General features: G+C 68.6%; 21 protein-coding genes. 10 read left to right on the top strand and 11 right to left on the bottom strand.

All coding sequences use genetic code 11. The annotated features are described in order from the left end of the window. Positions 1–23 precede the first annotated feature (23 nt). Together HUS23_05325 and HUS23_05320 are read left to right on the top strand one after the other, a co-directional pair. Positions 24–275: a YfhL family 4Fe-4S dicluster ferredoxin gene (locus HUS23_05325; GenBank protein ID QKT03268.1), complete on the top strand. Its 252-nt coding sequence runs from the start codon at positions 24–26 to the stop codon at positions 273–275. 10 nt (positions 276–285) lie between these two features. Beyond that, positions 286–597, top strand: coding sequence for a BolA family transcriptional regulator (locus HUS23_05320; protein ID QKT03267.1), 312 nt, complete (start codon positions 286–288; stop codon positions 595–597). A 63-nt stretch (positions 598–660) separates the two neighbouring features. Here the strand turns inward: HUS23_05320 and HUS23_05315 are convergent, their stop codons facing one another. Continuing rightward, positions 661–1,224: a DUF3365 domain-containing protein gene (locus HUS23_05315; protein ID QKT03266.1), complete on the bottom strand. Its 564-nt coding sequence runs from the start codon at positions 1,222–1,224 to the stop codon at positions 661–663. 206 nt (positions 1,225–1,430) lie between these two features. Here HUS23_05315 and HUS23_05310 point away from each other — a divergent pair, with 206 nt between their 5' ends. Beyond that, on the top strand, positions 1,431–2,000 hold the full coding sequence (locus HUS23_05310; GenBank protein ID QKT03265.1) for a hypothetical protein: 570 nt from the start codon (positions 1,431–1,433) through the stop codon (positions 1,998–2,000). A gap of 89 nt (positions 2,001–2,089) precedes the next feature. On the opposite strand, the gene HUS23_05305 is transcribed toward HUS23_05310, so the two are convergent. Both HUS23_05305 and HUS23_05300 read right to left on the bottom strand, forming a co-directional pair. Next, positions 2,090–2,689, bottom strand: a complete 600-nt coding sequence (locus HUS23_05305) for a CBS domain-containing protein (GenBank protein ID QKT03264.1) — start codon at positions 2,687–2,689, stop codon at positions 2,090–2,092. A 147-nt stretch (positions 2,690–2,836) separates the two neighbouring features. Next, positions 2,837–3,283: an HU family DNA-binding protein gene (locus tag HUS23_05300; GenBank protein ID QKT03263.1), complete on the bottom strand. Its 447-nt coding sequence runs from the start codon at positions 3,281–3,283 to the stop codon at positions 2,837–2,839. 117 nt (positions 3,284–3,400) lie between these two features. Here HUS23_05300 and HUS23_05295 point away from each other — a divergent pair, with 117 nt between their 5' ends. Then, a complete protein-coding gene (locus HUS23_05295; GenBank protein ID QKT03262.1) occupies positions 3,401–3,814 on the top strand; it encodes a nuclear transport factor 2 family protein in 414 nt (137 codons plus the stop codon). Continuing rightward, the gene (locus HUS23_05290; GenBank protein QKT03261.1) at positions 3,814–4,143 is read left to right on the top strand and encodes a Rieske (2Fe-2S) protein; all 330 of its coding nucleotides are present in this window, start codon (positions 3,814–3,816) and stop codon (positions 4,141–4,143) included. The genes HUS23_05295 and HUS23_05290 overlap by 1 nt, the downstream gene beginning before the upstream one ends. Here HUS23_05290 and HUS23_05285 read toward each other — a convergent pair. After that, positions 4,134–4,793: a glutathione S-transferase gene (locus HUS23_05285; GenBank protein QKT03260.1), complete on the bottom strand. Its 660-nt coding sequence runs from the start codon at positions 4,791–4,793 to the stop codon at positions 4,134–4,136. The genes HUS23_05290 and HUS23_05285 overlap by 10 nt on opposite strands. Beyond that, on the bottom strand, positions 4,790–5,410 hold the full coding sequence (locus tag HUS23_05280; GenBank protein ID QKT03259.1) for a 7-cyano-7-deazaguanine synthase: 621 nt from the start codon (positions 5,408–5,410) through the stop codon (positions 4,790–4,792). The genes HUS23_05285 and HUS23_05280 overlap by 4 nt, the downstream gene beginning before the upstream one ends. A 59-nt stretch (positions 5,411–5,469) precedes the next feature. On the opposite strand from HUS23_05280, the gene HUS23_05275 reads away from it, so the two are divergent. The 4 genes from HUS23_05275 (at position 5,470) to HUS23_05260 (ending at position 8,138) form a co-directional block, all read left to right on the top strand. Then, the gene (locus HUS23_05275) at positions 5,470–6,081 is read left to right on the top strand and encodes a hypothetical protein (GenBank protein QKT04981.1); all 612 of its coding nucleotides are present in this window, start codon (positions 5,470–5,472) and stop codon (positions 6,079–6,081) included. A 20-nt stretch (positions 6,082–6,101) separates the two neighbouring features. After that, a complete protein-coding gene (locus HUS23_05270) occupies positions 6,102–6,956 on the top strand; it encodes a CPBP family intramembrane metalloprotease (GenBank protein QKT03258.1) in 855 nt (284 codons plus the stop codon). 64 nt (positions 6,957–7,020) lie between these two features. Further along, entirely contained in the window at positions 7,021–7,617 is a 597-nt protein-coding gene (locus HUS23_05265) for a hypothetical protein (GenBank protein QKT03257.1), read from the top strand. Continuing rightward, on the top strand, positions 7,614–8,138 hold the full coding sequence (locus HUS23_05260) for a TlpA family protein disulfide reductase (protein ID QKT03256.1): 525 nt from the start codon (positions 7,614–7,616) through the stop codon (positions 8,136–8,138). The genes HUS23_05265 and HUS23_05260 overlap by 4 nt, the downstream gene beginning before the upstream one ends. 48 nt (positions 8,139–8,186) lie before the next feature. Here HUS23_05260 and HUS23_05255 read toward each other — a convergent pair whose 3' ends face one another. Genes HUS23_05255 through HUS23_05245 form a run of 3 tightly spaced genes read right to left on the bottom strand, consistent with a single transcriptional unit; the run spans position 8,187 to position 10,784 of the window. Then, a complete protein-coding gene (locus tag HUS23_05255; protein ID QKT03255.1) occupies positions 8,187–8,525 on the bottom strand; it encodes a histidine triad nucleotide-binding protein in 339 nt (112 codons plus the stop codon). A 43-nt stretch (positions 8,526–8,568) separates the two neighbouring features. After that, on the bottom strand, positions 8,569–9,609 hold the full coding sequence (locus HUS23_05250) for an NADP(H)-dependent aldo-keto reductase (GenBank protein QKT03254.1): 1,041 nt from the start codon (positions 9,607–9,609) through the stop codon (positions 8,569–8,571). Positions 9,610–9,656: 47 nt separating this feature from the next. Beyond that, complete coding sequence (locus HUS23_05245; protein ID QKT03253.1) at positions 9,657–10,784, bottom strand: FIST C-terminal domain-containing protein; 1,128 nt, start codon at positions 10,782–10,784, stop codon at positions 9,657–9,659. A 164-nt stretch (positions 10,785–10,948) separates the two neighbouring features. Here HUS23_05245 and HUS23_05240 point away from each other — a divergent pair, with 164 nt between their 5' ends. Next, positions 10,949–11,353, top strand: a complete 405-nt coding sequence (locus HUS23_05240; GenBank protein QKT04980.1) for a hypothetical protein — start codon at positions 10,949–10,951, stop codon at positions 11,351–11,353. Positions 11,354–11,624: 271 nt separating this feature from the next. On the opposite strand, the gene HUS23_05235 is transcribed toward HUS23_05240, so the two are convergent. The 3 genes from HUS23_05235 to purH all read right to left on the bottom strand — a co-directional run bounded on the left by HUS23_05235 (position 11,625) and on the right by purH (position 15,560). Continuing rightward, positions 11,625–12,503, bottom strand: coding sequence for a phosphoribulokinase (locus HUS23_05235; protein QKT03252.1), 879 nt, complete (start codon positions 12,501–12,503; stop codon positions 11,625–11,627). A 170-nt stretch (positions 12,504–12,673) separates the two neighbouring features. Beyond that, entirely contained in the window at positions 12,674–13,966 is a 1,293-nt protein-coding gene (gene purD, locus HUS23_05230; GenBank protein QKT03251.1) for a phosphoribosylamine--glycine ligase, read from the bottom strand. Between the two features lie 31 nt (positions 13,967–13,997). After that, the gene (gene purH, locus HUS23_05225) at positions 13,998–15,560 is read right to left on the bottom strand and encodes a bifunctional phosphoribosylaminoimidazolecarboxamide formyltransferase/IMP cyclohydrolase (protein QKT03250.1); all 1,563 of its coding nucleotides are present in this window, start codon (positions 15,558–15,560) and stop codon (positions 13,998–14,000) included. Positions 15,561–15,645 lie beyond the last annotated feature (85 nt).

Below are 15,645 nucleotides of genomic sequence, written 5' to 3'. Positions count from 1 at the left end.
GCACTAGCCTACAGGAGGTGACTGTGTCACTGCTCATTACCGACGAGTGCATCAACTGCGACGTGTGCGAGCCGGAGTGCCCGAACACCGCGATCGCTCAGGGCGACGAGATCTACGAGATCAGTTCCGACCTGTGCACCGAATGCGTGGGCCATTACGACACCCCGCAGTGCATCGAGGTCTGCCCCGTGGACTGCATCATCGTCGACCCGGACAACACCGAGAGCCGTGAGCAGTTGCAGGCCAAGTACGAGGGCTTGATGGCCAAGGCCTGAGGAGGTGAGCATGCGCGTCCAGTCCGCCATCGAGCGCAAGGTCCGCGAGGCGCTGCACCCGCAGCACCTGGAAGTGATCAACGAGAGCGACAACCACAACGTGCCACCTGGCTCGGAGTCGCATTTCAAACTGGTGGTGGTGTCCGAGGCCTTCGCGGGCAAACCGCTGGTCGCCCGTCATCGCCAGATCAATGCCGTGCTCGCGCAGGAGTTGCGTGAGGACGTTCATGCCCTCGCGTTGCATACCCTGACGCCGGAGGAATGGGCCGCGCGGGGCGGTGCGCCCACCTCGCCGCCTTGCCTGGGCGGCGGTAAGCGCTGAGTCGCGACTGAGTCGCAGAGCGGGGCGGCAGCGCCGCCGCCGCGAGTATCGCCGCCGGTTCTCCTAGTCGAGCGGCTGCACGATGGTAAACGCCCCGCGCAGTTCGCCCGGGCCGTAGCCGCGCGCCTCGTCCTGCGGATAGAGGCGCTTGAGGGTGCCCGCCACCGATTCGTCGAGATTGGCGCCGTGGCAGCTCAGGCAGACCTCGCCGACGCCGATACCGCGCATATAGCGAAAGGCCTCCTGCCCCTCGTACTCCGCAACCTCGGCGTGCTCGAGTTCGCCGGGCGCCTCGCCGGCCGCCGCGCGGCGTTCGAAGTCCTCGAGAACGGCGCGCTCCCAGGCGTCGGGGGCGTTATCGGGGTTGCGCAGCTTGGTCGTGGTGCGGCCCACGATCCAGCCGTGTTCTTCGCTCAGATCGGCGGCAATGCGCGGTGCCACACGGTGACAGACCTCGATGGCCTGCACCGGACCGCCTTCCTGCATGGCCGCCCGCAGCTCGCCCTGTAGTTCCTTGCCGAAGGCCTGCACCGCCGCGCGGCTCTCTTCGATCCGCTGTTGCTGCTCGTCGGCGATCGCGCCACCGGCTACCGCCAGACCGACCAGCACTCCCAGGAGCTTGTTCATGTCCAATTTCCTCCCCTTCGTCGTCAATCTCAGGTTAGCAGCCGCGTATCGACCGGCCAGTTTAGCCGCCGGCGCCGCGCGCGTTGAAACGCGCAGCACAGCCCGTTTTCAGCATCCTGTTAACGGAACGACGCAGCCTGCGGGTGGCAAGCTGCTAGAATACGCCGCGACCCGCAAGGGAAGAAACCAACGAGAAGGAGCACACGATGACGTGGCGAGTAGTGGCGATGGCCGGGGCCCTGGCGGGCGCAAGCGTGCTGGCGGCGCCGGGTGCCATGGCGCGGTCCCTGGATGTCAACCTGAGCGATGAGAGCGCGCGCGTGTTGTACTCCACGCGTATGGCAACCGGCGAATACGGTCACAGTGACGTCGAGTTCGGCTTCATGTACAACGAGGACAGCAACGCGGCGGTGACGGCGGGGCTGCACATCTTCAATCACGGGCTGGCCGGGCCGAACTATCTCGGCCTCGGCGGGCGCATCTATGGCATTCAAACCGACGACGCGGACGGCCTGGCGCTGGCGCTCGGTGGACAGGGACGCTGGGCGCCGCCCGAACTCGGCGGCGTGGGTCTCGGCGGACACCTCTACTACGCCCCGCGTATCGTCTCGTTTCTGGATGCCGACCGCGTGCAGGAAGTCGGGGTGCGGCTGGACTACCAGCTCATTCCACATGCCTTCATCTATGTAGGACACCGCGACATCCGCATGAAACTGTCGAACGGTACCGAGCGCGTTGACCGCGGTGCGCACCTCGGCTTCAAACTATTGTTCTGACGACGGCGCCGGGCCGATGCCCGGACGGTCGTTGTAGCAAAAAAGACGCCGGCCTTGCGCCGGCGTCTTTTTCGTGGGGCGTCGCGAACTCAGGCCGGTGCGGCGATGGCCGACTCCAACTCCGCGAAGGTCTTGGCGATCTCCGCCGGCTCGACCTGCACGCCAAGCTGCTTGCCGATCTGCGTCGCCGAGAAGATGCCGCGCACCGCGGGCCGGCGGGTGTATTCGTCCACGTCCACCACCAGCGCGTGCTGACGCCCCATGTGCTTGAGGGTCGCCACCACATCGCCGACGCGCGCACGCAGCACGTCCACCCAGTGCAGCACCTCCAATTCGTCACGGGGGGTCATGATGTGCTCGACCAGGATCTCGTCGCGCGTCCCCCCCATGCGCTGCATGTAGAGCATCGGTTTCTCGCCGAGGATGTCGCGCGAGGTAATCAGTCCTTGGACATCGTTGTGTTCATCGGTGACCAGCAGCAGACGGACGCCGCTGGCGATCATCTTCTGGTTCGCCTGTTCGATGGTGGCGCGCCGGCCGATGGTGACCGCCGCGACCTTGTCGAGGTCGGTCATGACGCTGACCGCAGGATCGTCAGGCTGCACCTCGTCGGGCAGGCGCTGCGGCGGGCGGCGGAATGACATGCCATCCGGCAGCGTGGTGTACGGCAGTGGAGCAAACGCGGTCATGTGTACCTCCTTCGTCGTTTGGGAGGGCCGTGATTTCTTGATACCCCATGGGGGACGCGTTTGCAAATAAACGGGGTCGCTGACCCCATAACGAAAAACGCCCCGTGGACTCCCACGGGGCGTCGGGTACCGCGTGCAGGACGAGGTCTACTTGACCATGTCCTTGAGGCCCTTGAGGGGCTGCAGTTTCACGACGTTGCGCGCGGGCTTGGCCTTGAACACCGTTTCCTCGCCGGTGAAGGGGTTGACGCCCTTGCGCGCGCGCGTGGCGGGCTTGCGCACGACCTTGATCTTGGCCAGACCCGGCAGGGTGAACTGACCGGCGCCACGCTTCTTGACGTGTGCGTTGATGACGTTGGCCAGTTCGTCGAACACGGCGGCCACGTCTTTACGCTTGAGCTCGGTCCGCTCGGCGATGTGGTTGAACAAAGCAGACTTGGTGAACGGGTCCGACACCGCTTTCAGCGGAGCCGCCGCTTTGGGGGCTGCCGCCTTGGGAGCTACCGCCTTGGCAGCAGCGGGTTTCTTGGCGCGGGCAGCGGTTTTTTTCTTGGGCGCGTTCTTGGACGCGGCTTTCTTTTTGGTGGTGGCCATTCGCTTGCTCCTGCTTCGGTGTGGTATGGGTGGCTATAAAATATCAAAACGCATCACGAACACCAGAGGCTTTTGCGCTGCGGAAGCGATTTTTCTCGGGTTTTTAGGAGGCGAGCGATGCTGCAGCAGGCATTTGAGAGCTCCGAGGCGGCAGAACGGGCCTTTTACGCGGCCTTCGAGCGCGGCGACGTGCAGGCGATGATGGCGGTGTGGGCGCCCGATGAGACCATCGAGTGTATCCACCCGCACGGGCCGCGCCTGCGCGGGCAAGAGGCCGTGCGCCGCAGCTGGGAGGCCATCCTCGGGGCCGCCGGGGGCGCGCGCTTCACGCTAGCTGACCGCCAGATCGTGGTCGATGGCGCCGTGGCGCTCCATACGCTCACCGAAACGCTGCAGGTGCCGGCACAGCCGGCGGCGCAGGTGCTGGCGACCAATGTCTACCGGCGCTCGGGCGCCGGTTGGCACCTCATTCTGCACCACGCCTCGCCGCCGTTTCGCAGCGGTCGCGCGGCGCGCGCGGGCCTGCATTGATGGCGGTGCTGTGCGCGTTGGACGAGATCCCGGAGGAGGGGGCGCGCGCGTTCAGCACCTTCCTCGGCGACATCTTCCTGGTGCGGCGCGGCGGGCGCGTATGGGGTTACCGCAACAGCTGCCCGCATACCGGGGTCGCGCTCAACTGGCAGCCGCACGACTTCATCAATCCCGAGTACCGGATGATCCAGTGCGCCATGCACGCTGCGTTGTTCCGTCTGGAAGACGGCTACTGCGAATGGGGTCCCTGCCGGGGGCGCAGCCTCACCGCGATCCCGGTGCGGGTGCGTGACGGTCGGGTGGAGCTCGAGGCGAGGTGTCAGACGTAGTGGTGCGCACCGCGCTGAGCATGCAGGGCGGCGCGAAAGCGTTCGGCGAAGTCCGCCTCCGCCGCCGCGCGCGTGGACGCGCGCCGGGCGAGTGCCGCCAACCATGACGTGATGCGCGGCAGGCCCTCGCGCAGATCCGCCTCGGCACGATCCCGCCGCCACGCCTCCAGCAGCGTGAGTCGCTGGGCATAGGGCGCATAGGCCGCGTCCACCAAGCGGTAACCTTCGCCGCCGAAGTACCGCCCGGCGAGTTCGCGCTCCAGGTGCTCGAGCACGCGCCGCTCGGTGGCGCGCGCCGCCTCCCACGCCTCCTCGTCGATGGCGTCCATGGCCCGGTACTGCGCCGCGAGCAACTCGTCGGCGAGCGCCGCGTAGGCGCGTTCGCGCGCCTGCTGCCACGCGGCGGGCGGCGCGAGTGATGGCCTCGCCAGCGCATCGAGGTAGTCGCAAATCACCAGCGACTCGAACAGCGCGCGTTCGCCGTCCAGCAGCAGCGGCACCCGCAACAGCGGCGAGCGCGCGAGAAACCAGTCGGGCGGCCACTTGAGATCGATGTCCACCCGCTCGTACGCCAGCCCCTGCTCGTGCAGCACGATCGCCACGCGCTGGACATAGGGACAGAGCGGCACCCCCACCAGGCGTAGCGTCATGCGTGCCCCCGCCCGTAGCGGACGCCGGGCTCCGCGACGCCCGCGGCAGCGAATGCCGCGCGGCGTTTGCTGCACTGGGGGCAGGCCCCGCAAGGGTCGGCGTAGCCGAGCAGGCAGGAGTAGGTCAGCGACCAGGGCACCCCCAAGGCCTCGCCGCGCCGCACCACCTCGGCCTTGTCCCACGCGATCAGCGGCGTGACCACCGCCACCTGCGGGCTCAACGTTTGGGCGAGCGCGCGAAAGCGCGCGATGAAGTCGTCGCCGGCCGAGGCATAGGCGTCGCGGTCGTCGCGGTTCAAGCCCAGCGCGAGGCGCCGCGCCCCGCACTGTTCGGCGTAGCTGAGCCCCAGGCTCAGGGCGATCAGATTGCGGTGGGGGATGGGCACATGCAGCTTCTTGCTCTGGTCACGGCGAAAGCGCTCGCCCACCGCAGCCAGATCCAGCGCGACCAGCGCCGCGCCCACCCGCGCGCACAGCGCCTCGGACGCGGCCCGCTCGCGCGCGGCGGCGCGCTGGCCGTAGTCGAGAAACAGCGCGCGCGGCGCCGCGTCGCGCAGCGTGTACAACAGCGTGGCGCTCTCGACGCCGCCGCTCAGTAACAACAGGGTTTCGCTCATAATCCGGGCGTACAAAAACTGTTAGACTACCACGCGTGTCCGAGCCCAATCTCCAACACCTGCTGAGCGTCCCCGGCCGCGAGATCTATCTCGTGGCGGGCGGCGTGGACGAGCCGGCCTGCTATCTGGTGCAGGACAAGGAGGCGGGCGGCATCCTCATCAACACCCCGGCGTTCGACGAGGCCCTGCTGGCCGCCATTCAGGCCGCGGGCGGTGCGCGCTTCGTGTTTCTGCCGAGCCGCCTCGGCGTGCGCGATCTCGATCGCTGGCGCGCCGCGCTCGAAGCCGAGGCGATGGCGTATGAGCCGGAGGTGGAGGCCATCGCCGGTAGCATCGACATCACGCTGGACAACAAGTCCAAGCTCACCCGCACCATCGACTTCCTGCCCATGTCGGGGCGCACGCGCGGCAGTTGCGCGCTGCGCCTGAAGAACCTGCCCGGCGTGGTGTTCTTCGGCCCCATCCTCGAACCCGGCCCCGACGGCTGGCCCACGCTGGTCCAGCACGCGGACGACCATTCGTTCGAGAGCCGCATGTTCGGCGCCCTGGGTCTGCAGGACGTCACCTTCGACTACGCCTTCACGGACGACTTCGTGCCCGGCGCGACCCGCTTCGGGCCCGGCGCCGCCGCCGCCGTCAACGCCGCCGTACACGCGGCGCTCGAACTCTAAGTACTCTCCGCTAGCCGCTGATGTCGGGTGTGTCCGCGCTGCTGCTCACGCTCACCGCGGCGAGCATTGCCGCCGCGTGGCTGCCCGCACGGGTGCGCCTGCCGGCGGCAGGGGCGTTGGTGCTGGCGACCTTGGCCGTCGCGCTCGCGTTCGGCGCCCTGGCGCCGGTGGGCTTGCTGTGGCTCACGCTGCTATTCGCCAGCGCCTGGTGGGCGGCGCACGGTGCGCGCCTGCGCGCCGCGGGGTGGGTCGGTTTCGTGCTGCTCGGGCTCGCGCTCGGCTTCGGGCTGTTACCGGGCTTTTTCCCCGTGGCGTTGAGTGAGGCCGCCGTGCTCAAGCCCGAGAGCGCGCCGTTTGCCTTACGTCTGCGCCTGGACAAGGCACTCATCGCCGTGCCCCTGTTGTTGTGGCTGGTGCCGCTGGCGCGCGACGCGGCGGCGTGGCGGCGGGTGGCGGGGGTGGCGTTGCCGGTCGGCGGCGTGACCCTGGCGGTAGTGGGCGCGGCGGCGCTGGCCGTCGATTACGTCGCGTGGATGCCCGGGCTGCCGCCGTGGCCGCTCACGCTGGCCTGGATGGTGATGAACCTGCTGGTGGTGTGCGCCGTGGAGGAGGGTTTCTTTCGCGGCCTGCTGCAGCGCGGGCTGGTGCGGGTGCTGCCGGGCGCGGTGGCCATCGGGGTGGCGGCACTCGCCTTCGGGCTGGCACATGTCGGCGGCGGTTGGTGGTACGTAGGGCTGGCCACGGCCGCCGGCGTGGGCTATGGGCTGACCTATCAACTCGCGGGCGAGCGTCTGGAGGCGGCCATGTTGGTCCACTTCGGCCTCAATCTCGCGCACTTGGCGCTGTTTACCTACCCTTATGCCCAAGCCGGGTGACCGCGTGTGCATGGACGTTCGTGTCGTGCTGCCGTTGCCTCGGGATGACGATCAGGAGAACCGCATGCGCGTTTGGTTGCCGCTCGCCCCGTTAGTGTTGCTGCTCGGCGGGCCCGCCTGGGGCCAGGCGACGGCCGACGAGGCACCGGGCGATACGCTGGCCGGCCCGGAGGCCTTGCAGGGGCACCGCTTCGAGCACCCGCGGCTGACCCTGCGCCTCACGCCGCGCACGCCGCAGCAGGTGGCGGCGTTCTACGAGGCGCGCGGTTTCCCGCCCGCCATGGTGGACGCGCTGAAGGCGCGCTGCTTCATCACCGTCGGGGTGCGCAACAAGAGCGACGACATTTTGTGGCTGGCGCTCGACAACTGGCGGTTCACGAGCACCGACGGCGCGGTACGACGTTATGACCGTGCCTACTGGCGGACCCGCTGGGACGAGCTCGATGCCCCTATGCCCGCGCAATCGACCTTCCGCTGGACATTGATGCCCGAGACGCACGACTTCCTGCCCGGCGAGGCGGAGGGCGGCAACGTGGTGCTCGCGCGCAGCGCCGCCGCCATGTCGCTGCAGGCCACGTTCGTGGCCGGCAAGGAGCAGGACGGCGAGCGCATCGCGGTGCGCATCGACGACATACGCTGCGCGGAGGATCCGAACCCATGAGAGCCTTTTTGCTCGCGGTGATGGTGGCGCTGGCCGGTGCCTGGCACGGCGCGGCGGCGGCCGAGGCGGCGCTGCCGCCCGGGGTGATCGCGCTGGAGGAGCCGAGGCCCGCACCGTCCCTGCGTCTGAGCGACATGGACGGCAATGACTATGACCTGCAGGAGGCGCGCGGGCGCTGGGCGTTCGTGCACTTCTGGGCCAGTTGGTGCGGCCCCTGCCGCCGCGAACTGCCGGCGCTGGAGCGCATGGTCGCGGCGCTCGAGGGGGAGCCCCTGGAGATCGTGATGATCAACACCGCCGAGGACGACGACACGGTGTGGACCTTCCTCGGCGGGGTGGCGCCCGAGCTGCTGGATACCCTGATGGACTACGACGGCCTGGTCACTGAAGACTGGCAGCCGCGCGGCCTGCCCGCGACCTACTTGGTCGACCCGCGGGGACAGGTCCGCTACCAGGTGCTGGGCGGGCGCGAGTGGGATACCGCCCCTTACCTGGCGTTCCTGCGCAGCCTCTCAAACTGAAACGATTCGCCCCCAACCAGTGCACGTTCTGCGCTCGTTGGTGACTGCTTAGCCGGGGGGCCAGCCCATCGCGCGGCCGCCCAGCAGGTGCAGGTGGATGTGGAAGACCGTCTGCCCGCCGTGCCCGTTGCAGTTCATCACCACGCGGTAGCCCGCCTCGGCAAAGCCGAGCTCGTTGGCCAGGCGTTGGGCCGTGAGCGTGAGCCGGCCGGCCACCTCCGCGTCGGCCGCCTCGAGGGCGTTGAGCGTGGCCAGGTGGCGCCGCGGGACGATCAGGATGTGGTGCGGTGCCTGCGGGTTGATGTCACGGAAGGCGGCCACGTGCTCGTCGCGGTACAGCAGCGAGCCCTCGTCGCCCTCGGCCAAGCGGCAGAAGATGCAGTCCATGGGATCTCCGTTTTGCTGATGCCGGAACGCGCGCTCCGCCCCGTCAGGGGCTGGGGTTCGGATAGCGTTGATGAATGCCCTCGATGGCCTCCAACACCGCCGGCGTCAGCGTCACGTCGATGCTGGCGATGTCGGACTCCAGCTGCGCCAGGGAGGTCGCGCCGATGATGTTGGCGGTGAGGATGGGGCGGGTGTTCACATAGGCCAGCGCCATCTGCGCCGGGTCCAGGCCGTGCTCGCGCGCGAGCGCCACATAGGCGGCCGTGGCGGCCTCCGCCTGCGGGTTGCTGTAGCGGGAGAAATGCGGGAACAGGGTCAGGCGCGCGCCGGCGGGACGGGCACCGTCCAGGTACTTGCCGCTCAGGACGCCGAAGCCGAGCGGCGAGTAGGCCAGCAGGCCGACCTGCTCGCGGTGAGCGATCTCGGCGCTGCCCACCTCGAAGGTGCGGTTCAACAGGCTGTAGGGGTTTTGCACGCTGACCACGCGCGGCAGGCCGAGCCGTTCGGCGGCCGCCAGGAAGCGCATGATGCCCCACGGCGTTTCGTTGGACAGGCCGATATGGCGCACCTTGCCCTCGGCCACCAGGTCGCCCAACACCTGTAGCGTCTCCTCGATGGGCGTGGCCCGCGGGTCGTCCTGCGGCTCGTAGCCCAGACGGCCGAAGAAGTTGGTCGGGCGGTCGGGCCAGTGCAGCTGGTAGAGGTCCAGATAGTCGGTGCGCAGGCGCTTCAGGCTGGCGTGCAGGGCCTCGGTGATGTTGGCGCGTGTGAAATAGGATTCCCCGCCGCGGATATGCGCCGCGCTTTGCGCCGGCCCCGCGACTTTGCTCGCCAGTACGATGCGCTCGCGGCGGCCGCCGCGCGCCAGCCAGGACCCGATGTACTGCTCGGTGAGGCCGTAGGTCTCCGGCCGGGGCGGCACCGCGTACAGTTCGGCGGTGTCGACGAAGTTGACGCCGCGCTCCAGCGCGAGATCGAGCTGCGCATGCGCGTCGGCTTCGGTGTTCTGCTCGCCCCAGGTCATGGTGCCGAGGCAGATGACGCTGACTTGTACGTCGGTGCGTCCGAGCGGCCGGTACTCCATAAGAGGCAATCCTCCAGTTGCAACAAACAGGGTGACGCGCGGTGGCGTCAGCTGAATACGGTCAGTACGCCGGTGTAGCCGTACAGGCGCTCGCCGCAGATCTCGCCGTTGGCATAGAAGCCCGCGAGCGGGATGTCGCCCAGCGCGTCGCGCACGATGCCGAGCTCCACCGAGCCCTCGCCGAACAGGCTGCGGCCGCGCCCGAGGCAGGTGTGGTAGAGCGCCGCGCGCGGCGGACCCGGCAGGCGCGCCTTGACGTCGGCGAGCATCGCCTGCAGGTCCTCGGTGGCGGCGGGTGCGTCGCGCCGGGCGAACATGATGGGCGCGCCGGTCTCGACCTGATCGCCGATGCCGACCAGGTTGTTGTGCGTGTCCACGCCGATGACGTTGCGCACCAGGTAGTCCCCGCGCCCGCCCCGGCCCTCCGCGCCCGGCACCGGTAGCGCGGCGAAGATGTACCCGGCCGCGCGGCGCAGGTCACGGGCGAGGATCTCGCCGATGTCCTCCTTGAACACCTCCAGCGCGGGCCGCCCGTCGATGCTGACCAGGATGTTGCGCTGCGCCTGGGTGATGGTGCGCACCGGGCCGATCGGGGTGCAGCCCTGGCTGAGACCGACCGTGACCGGGACGTCGCCCGCGAGCATGACCCCTGAGATCTGTCCCTCGTTCAGGAAATCCGCGACCTGGTAGTAGGTGTGGCGCGAGGAGCTAAGCCCCCCGACCGCGAACACGCCTGGCACCAGTTGGGGCAGGCGCGCGACGACATCCGCCAGGTGGGCATTACGCGGGTCGCCATGGAGTACCGCGAGGTGGCGCTCGCCGAGCGCCCGCCACGGTTGGTCGTCGGGTGTGTGCAGCCGCTCGCCGTCCACCGCCCCGATGACGCGGTATTGGTTCGGGCCGAAATCGGCCACCAGCGCGGCGGCGGCGGGCCGATCGTAGTACTCGATACCGCTCGCGCACACCCCGAGCCCGACAGTGCCCACCCAGTGGCCGACACCGGTGCCATCGCGTAAGCCGTGCAGCAAGGGTCCTAGCTGCGCGGCGAGATCGTCGGTGACGTACAGAAAGCCCAGGGCGTCGGCGCCGTGGTCGGTGCCGAGCTGCGCGAGACAGGCGCGCATCACGTCCTTCCAGTCGGTCCCGCTGGCATGTCCGGCACGAAAGGCACTCATTCGAAGTCGTCGCATCCGATGCTTGAGAGTGTCTCTACTATAGGCGGGCCCATGTCCCGATCACACCCCCGGCCCTGGTTTACAATGGAACCAGATCGGATCTTGGAGGAGGCGCAGTGCTCGGACTGTTCAGGCGCAGCAAGGGCGATCGGCGCACCCGCTTCATGCGCCGCTACAGCGGACGCAGCATCATCGTGCACTCGGGGTTCCCCGACGAGTGGTTCGAGGAATTGTTGAAGCAACCGGGCGGTGGCGGCCACTTTCGGCTCGATGCCCGCCGCGTGCCCGAGGGCGAGCCCACGCCGATCGAGTGGGTGGTGCATGAGTTCGTGCTGCCGCTCGGTCTGCCCCACCCGTTGTTTATCCAGGTGCGCGAGGAGGCGCTGCGCGTGCGTCACCTGACGCGCTACGACATGGCCATGCATCCGAGCGAGATCGCCTGGATCCTCGATGAACTCGAGCAGCGCTACCACGCCATCCTGTATCCGGACGGCGGCGGGTTCCGGGTCGAGCGCGGTCTGCCGCCTGAGGAGAACAGCGTGGAGACGCCGTACGGTTTTTCGCTGTAAGTAGGTCTGAACCCGTCCATCCATCGTGGAGGGCTCAGACCACGCGCCGCGAAAAGCGTGGTTTTCGCTTTGCTGCGTGACCCACGGCCTGCGGCCGTCGATCACGGCGGCGGCTGTTTGAAGGTCTGAATCCGTCCATCCTGGACGGCTCAGACCACGCAAAGCGAAAAGCGTGGCGGCACATCCCTGTGCCGCGCCGCGGCGGGGCGTCGCGCGGCACAAAAAACGAAGGCCCGCGCGAGGCGGGCCTTCGGGTGCCGGTGCGCGGCGTTTAGCGCACGCGCTTGGCCTTCTCCATCATCTCGTGGATGAGCGGAGTCAGGATGATCTCCATCGCGAAGCCCATCTTGCCGCCGGGCACCACGATGCTGTTGCGGCGCGACATGAACGAGTCCTTGATCATGTTCAGCAGGTAGGGGAAGTCGATCCCCAGGGCCTTGGGGTCGCGGAAGCGGATCACCACGAAGCTCTCGTCCGGCGTCGGCACGTCGCGCGCGATGAACGGGTTGGAGGTATCCACCGTCGGCACGCGCTGGAAGTTGATGTGCGTGCGGGAGAACTGCGGCGTGATGCAGGTGACATAGTCCGGCATACGGCGCAGGATGGTGTCGACGATGGCCTCGGCGGAGTAGCCGCGCTCGCCCGCGTCACGGTGGATCTTCTGGATCCACTCCAGGTTGACGATGGGCACCACGCCGATCAGCAGGTCCACGAACTGCGCGACGTTGACCTCGCCGGTCACCACGCCGCCGTGCAGGCCCTCGTAGAACAGCAGGTCCGTGCCGGGACCGACCTCTTCCCACTGGGTAAACTCGCCGGGCTTCTGGCCGTACGGCTTGGCCTCTTCCTCGCTGTGCAGGTAGTAACGGCGCAGGCAGCTACCCGTTTCGCCGTACTGGCGGAAGGTCTCCTCCAGCTTGTCGAACAGGTTGGCCTCGGGGCCGAAGTGCGACAGGGTCTTGCCTTGGGTGGCGTATTCCTTGATCGCTTCCTTCATGGCGGCGCGATCGTAGCGGTGATAGCTGTCGCCCTCGATCACGGTGGGGTTGATGCGCTCGCGGAAGAAGATGTGCTCGAAGGCGCGCTTGACCGTAGTCGTGCCGGCGCCGGAGGAGCCGGTGACGGCGATGACGGGATGCTTCTCAGACATTTGCGATCCTCAACAAGACAAGACAATTCGGTAGGGAAGCGCCGCGCGCTTCCGGCCTGCGCCGCGCGGCGCCTCTTGCGGGGCAGCCTGTCGCGGCGCGGTTCCTCAGGCGAGGAAAAGGCGGTCAAGGATAGCACGGCCGGCAGCCGTGCCCAAGCACGCGCCGGCGGTCAGCCGGCGGCGGTCTCGCGCGCAATGGCCCGGTGGCCGATGTCGCGCCGGCAGTAGGCGCCGTCCCAGTGGATGGCATCGACCAGGGCATAGGCGCGCCGGGCCGCCGCCGCGACGGTATCGCCCAGCCCCACGCAGCAGAGCACGCGCCCGCCCGCGGTAACGACCTCCCCGTCGCGCTCCGCCGTGCCGGCGTGGAACACCTTGACGTCGTCGGCCGCGGCCGACGGCAGCCCGGTGATCCGGTCGCCCTGGCGATAGGCGGCCGGATAGCCGCCAGCGGCCATTACCACGCCGAGCGCGGCGCGCGGATCCCACTGTGCCTCGACTTCGGCCAGGCGACCGTCGAGCGCCGCCTCGCATAGCTCGGTCAGGTCCGAGCGCAGTCGCATGAGGATGGGCTGCGTCTCGGGGTCACCGAAGCGGCAGTTGTACTCCAGCACCTTGGGGCTGCCATCGGCCGCGATCATCAAACCGGCGTACAGGAAGCCCGTGTAGGGGATCCCTTCAGCGGCCAGGCCCTGCACGGTCGGCTCGATCACCTCGCGCATCACCCGCGCGTGTACCGCGGGCGTCACCACCGGGGCCGGCGAGTAGGCGCCCATCCCGCCCGTGTTGGGACCGGTGTCGCCCTCGTCGCGGGCCTTATGGTCTTGCGAGGAGGCCAGCGCGAGGACCTGCTCGCCGCCGACCATGACGATGAAGCTGGCCTCTTCGCCTTCGAGGAACTCTTCCACCACCACGCGCCGGCCGGCGCTGCCGAAGGCGCCGCCGGCGAGCATGTCACGCGCGGCGGCCACCGCCTCGTCCGTGTCGTGCGCGATGATCACGCCCTTACCGGCCGCCAGACCGTCGGCCTTGACCACCAGCGGCGCGCCCTGGGCGCGGATGTAGCGCTCGGCTTCGTCGGCATCGGTAAACACCGCGTAGGCGGCGGTAGGGATATCGTGGCGGGCCAGGAAGTCCTTGCTGAAGGCCTTCGAGCCCTCGAGCTGTGCCGCGGCGGCGGTGGGGCCGAAGCAGCGCAGGCCCGCCGCCCGGAAGGCATCCACCACGCCGGCCACCAGGGGGACCTCGGGACCGACGATGGTCAGCGCGACCTGTTCGCGCTGCGCCAGCGCGCGCAGCTCTTCGACGTCATCGGCCGCCACCGGCACGTTGCGCACCCGCGCCTCGCGCGCGGTGCCCGCATTGCCCGGCGCGACCAGCACCTCCGTGACGCGCGGCGACTGTGCCGCCTTCCAGGCGAGGGCGTGCTCGCGCCCGCCGCCGCCGATGATCAAGACCTTCATCGCAATCCTCTCGTGCGAAAACGTGCGCGCGTCAGTGGCGGAAATGGCGCATGCCGGTGAAGACCATGGCGATGCCGTGTTCGTTCGCCGCGTCGATCACCTCCTGATCGCGCAGCGAGCCGCCCGGCTGGATGACCGCCGTGACACCCGCCTCGGCCGCGGCGTCCAGCCCGTCGCGAAACGGGAAGAAGGCGTCGGAGGCCATCACCGTGCCGCGCACCTCGAGGCCGGCGTCCTGCGCCTTGATCGCGGCGATGCGCGCGCTGTAGACGCGGCTCATCTGCCCGGCGCCCACGCCGATGGTCTGCGCGTCACGCGCATAGACGATGGCGTTGGATTTGACGAACTTGGCGACCTTCCACGCGAACAACAGGTCGCGCCGTTCGGCCTCGCTCGGCGCTCGCTCGGTGACCACCCGAAGTTGATCCAGGCCCACCATCGCGATGTCGCGCTCCTGGGCGAGCACGCCGCCGGTGACCCTCCGCAGGTCTAACCCCGCCACGGCGCTGTCCCAATGGCCGCAGTTCAGCACGCGGACGTTCTTTTTCTCGCCGAGAAAGTGCAGCGCCTCGGCCTCGACCTCGGGCGCGATGATCACCTCCACGAACTGGCGGTCGATGATGGCACGTGCGGTGGGTGCGTCCAGCGGCCGGTTGAAGGCGATGATGCCGCCGAAGGCCGAGGTCGGGTCGGTGGCGTAGGCGCGCTCATAGGCCTCCTGCAGGGTGGCGGCGGTGGCCACGCCGCAAGGGTTGGCGTGTTTGACGATCACGCAGCTCGGCTGCTCGAACAGCTTGACGCACTCCAGCGCCGCATCGGTGTCGGCGATGTTGTTGAACGACAACTCCTTGCCCTGCAGCTGCCGCGCCGTGGCGACCGAGGGCTCCGCGGGCAGGTGATCGACATAAAAGGCCGCCTGCTGATGGGGGTTCTCACCGTAGCGCAGCGGCTGTGCGCGGCGAAACTGCAGGTTCAGGGTGCGCGGGAAGGGCGTGCGGCTACCGTCGGGCTGGATCGCCCCCAGATAGGTCGCGATGGCGGCGTCGTAGCGCGCGGTGTGCTCGAAGGCCTTGATGGCCAGATCGAAACGCACCGCCGGCTGGAGCGTGCCGCTGCCGGCGCGCAGCTCGGCGAGTATCAGGGGATAGTCGGCCGCGTCCACCACCACCGCCACGTGCGCGTGGTTCTTGGCCGCCGCGCGCACCATGGTGGGCCCGCCGATGTCGATCTGCTCGATCGCTTCGGCGAGGGTGCAGTCCGGGCGCGCGGTGGTGCGTTCGAACGGGTAGAGGTTGACCACCACGAGGTCGATGCCGTCGATCCCGTGCGCCTGCATGGCCGCGTCGTCGGTGCCGCGGCGGCCCAGGATGCCGCCGTGGATCTTGGGGTGCAGGGTCTTCAGGCGCCCGTCCATCATCTCCGGAAAACCGGTGTAGTCGGAGACCTCGACGACCCGGACGCCGGCGTCCGCCAGCAGCTTGGCCGTACCGCCAGTGGAGAGGATCTCCACGCCCATCGCGGCGAGATCCTGGGCAAACTCCACCACACCGGTCTTGTCCGACACACTGATCAGGGCGCGTTTCACGACGCTCATAGCTATCCTTTGACGTCCATTAAAGTTCCAAGGCCCCCTGCGGGCCCCGGCCGAATCCAGTTAACCCGTCGACGCGGGCTTATGC

Source organism: Ectothiorhodospiraceae bacterium 2226 (genome assembly GCA_013348725.1).
GTDB lineage: Bacteria > Pseudomonadota > Gammaproteobacteria.
This window is presented reverse-complemented; position numbering and strand designations above follow the sequence as displayed.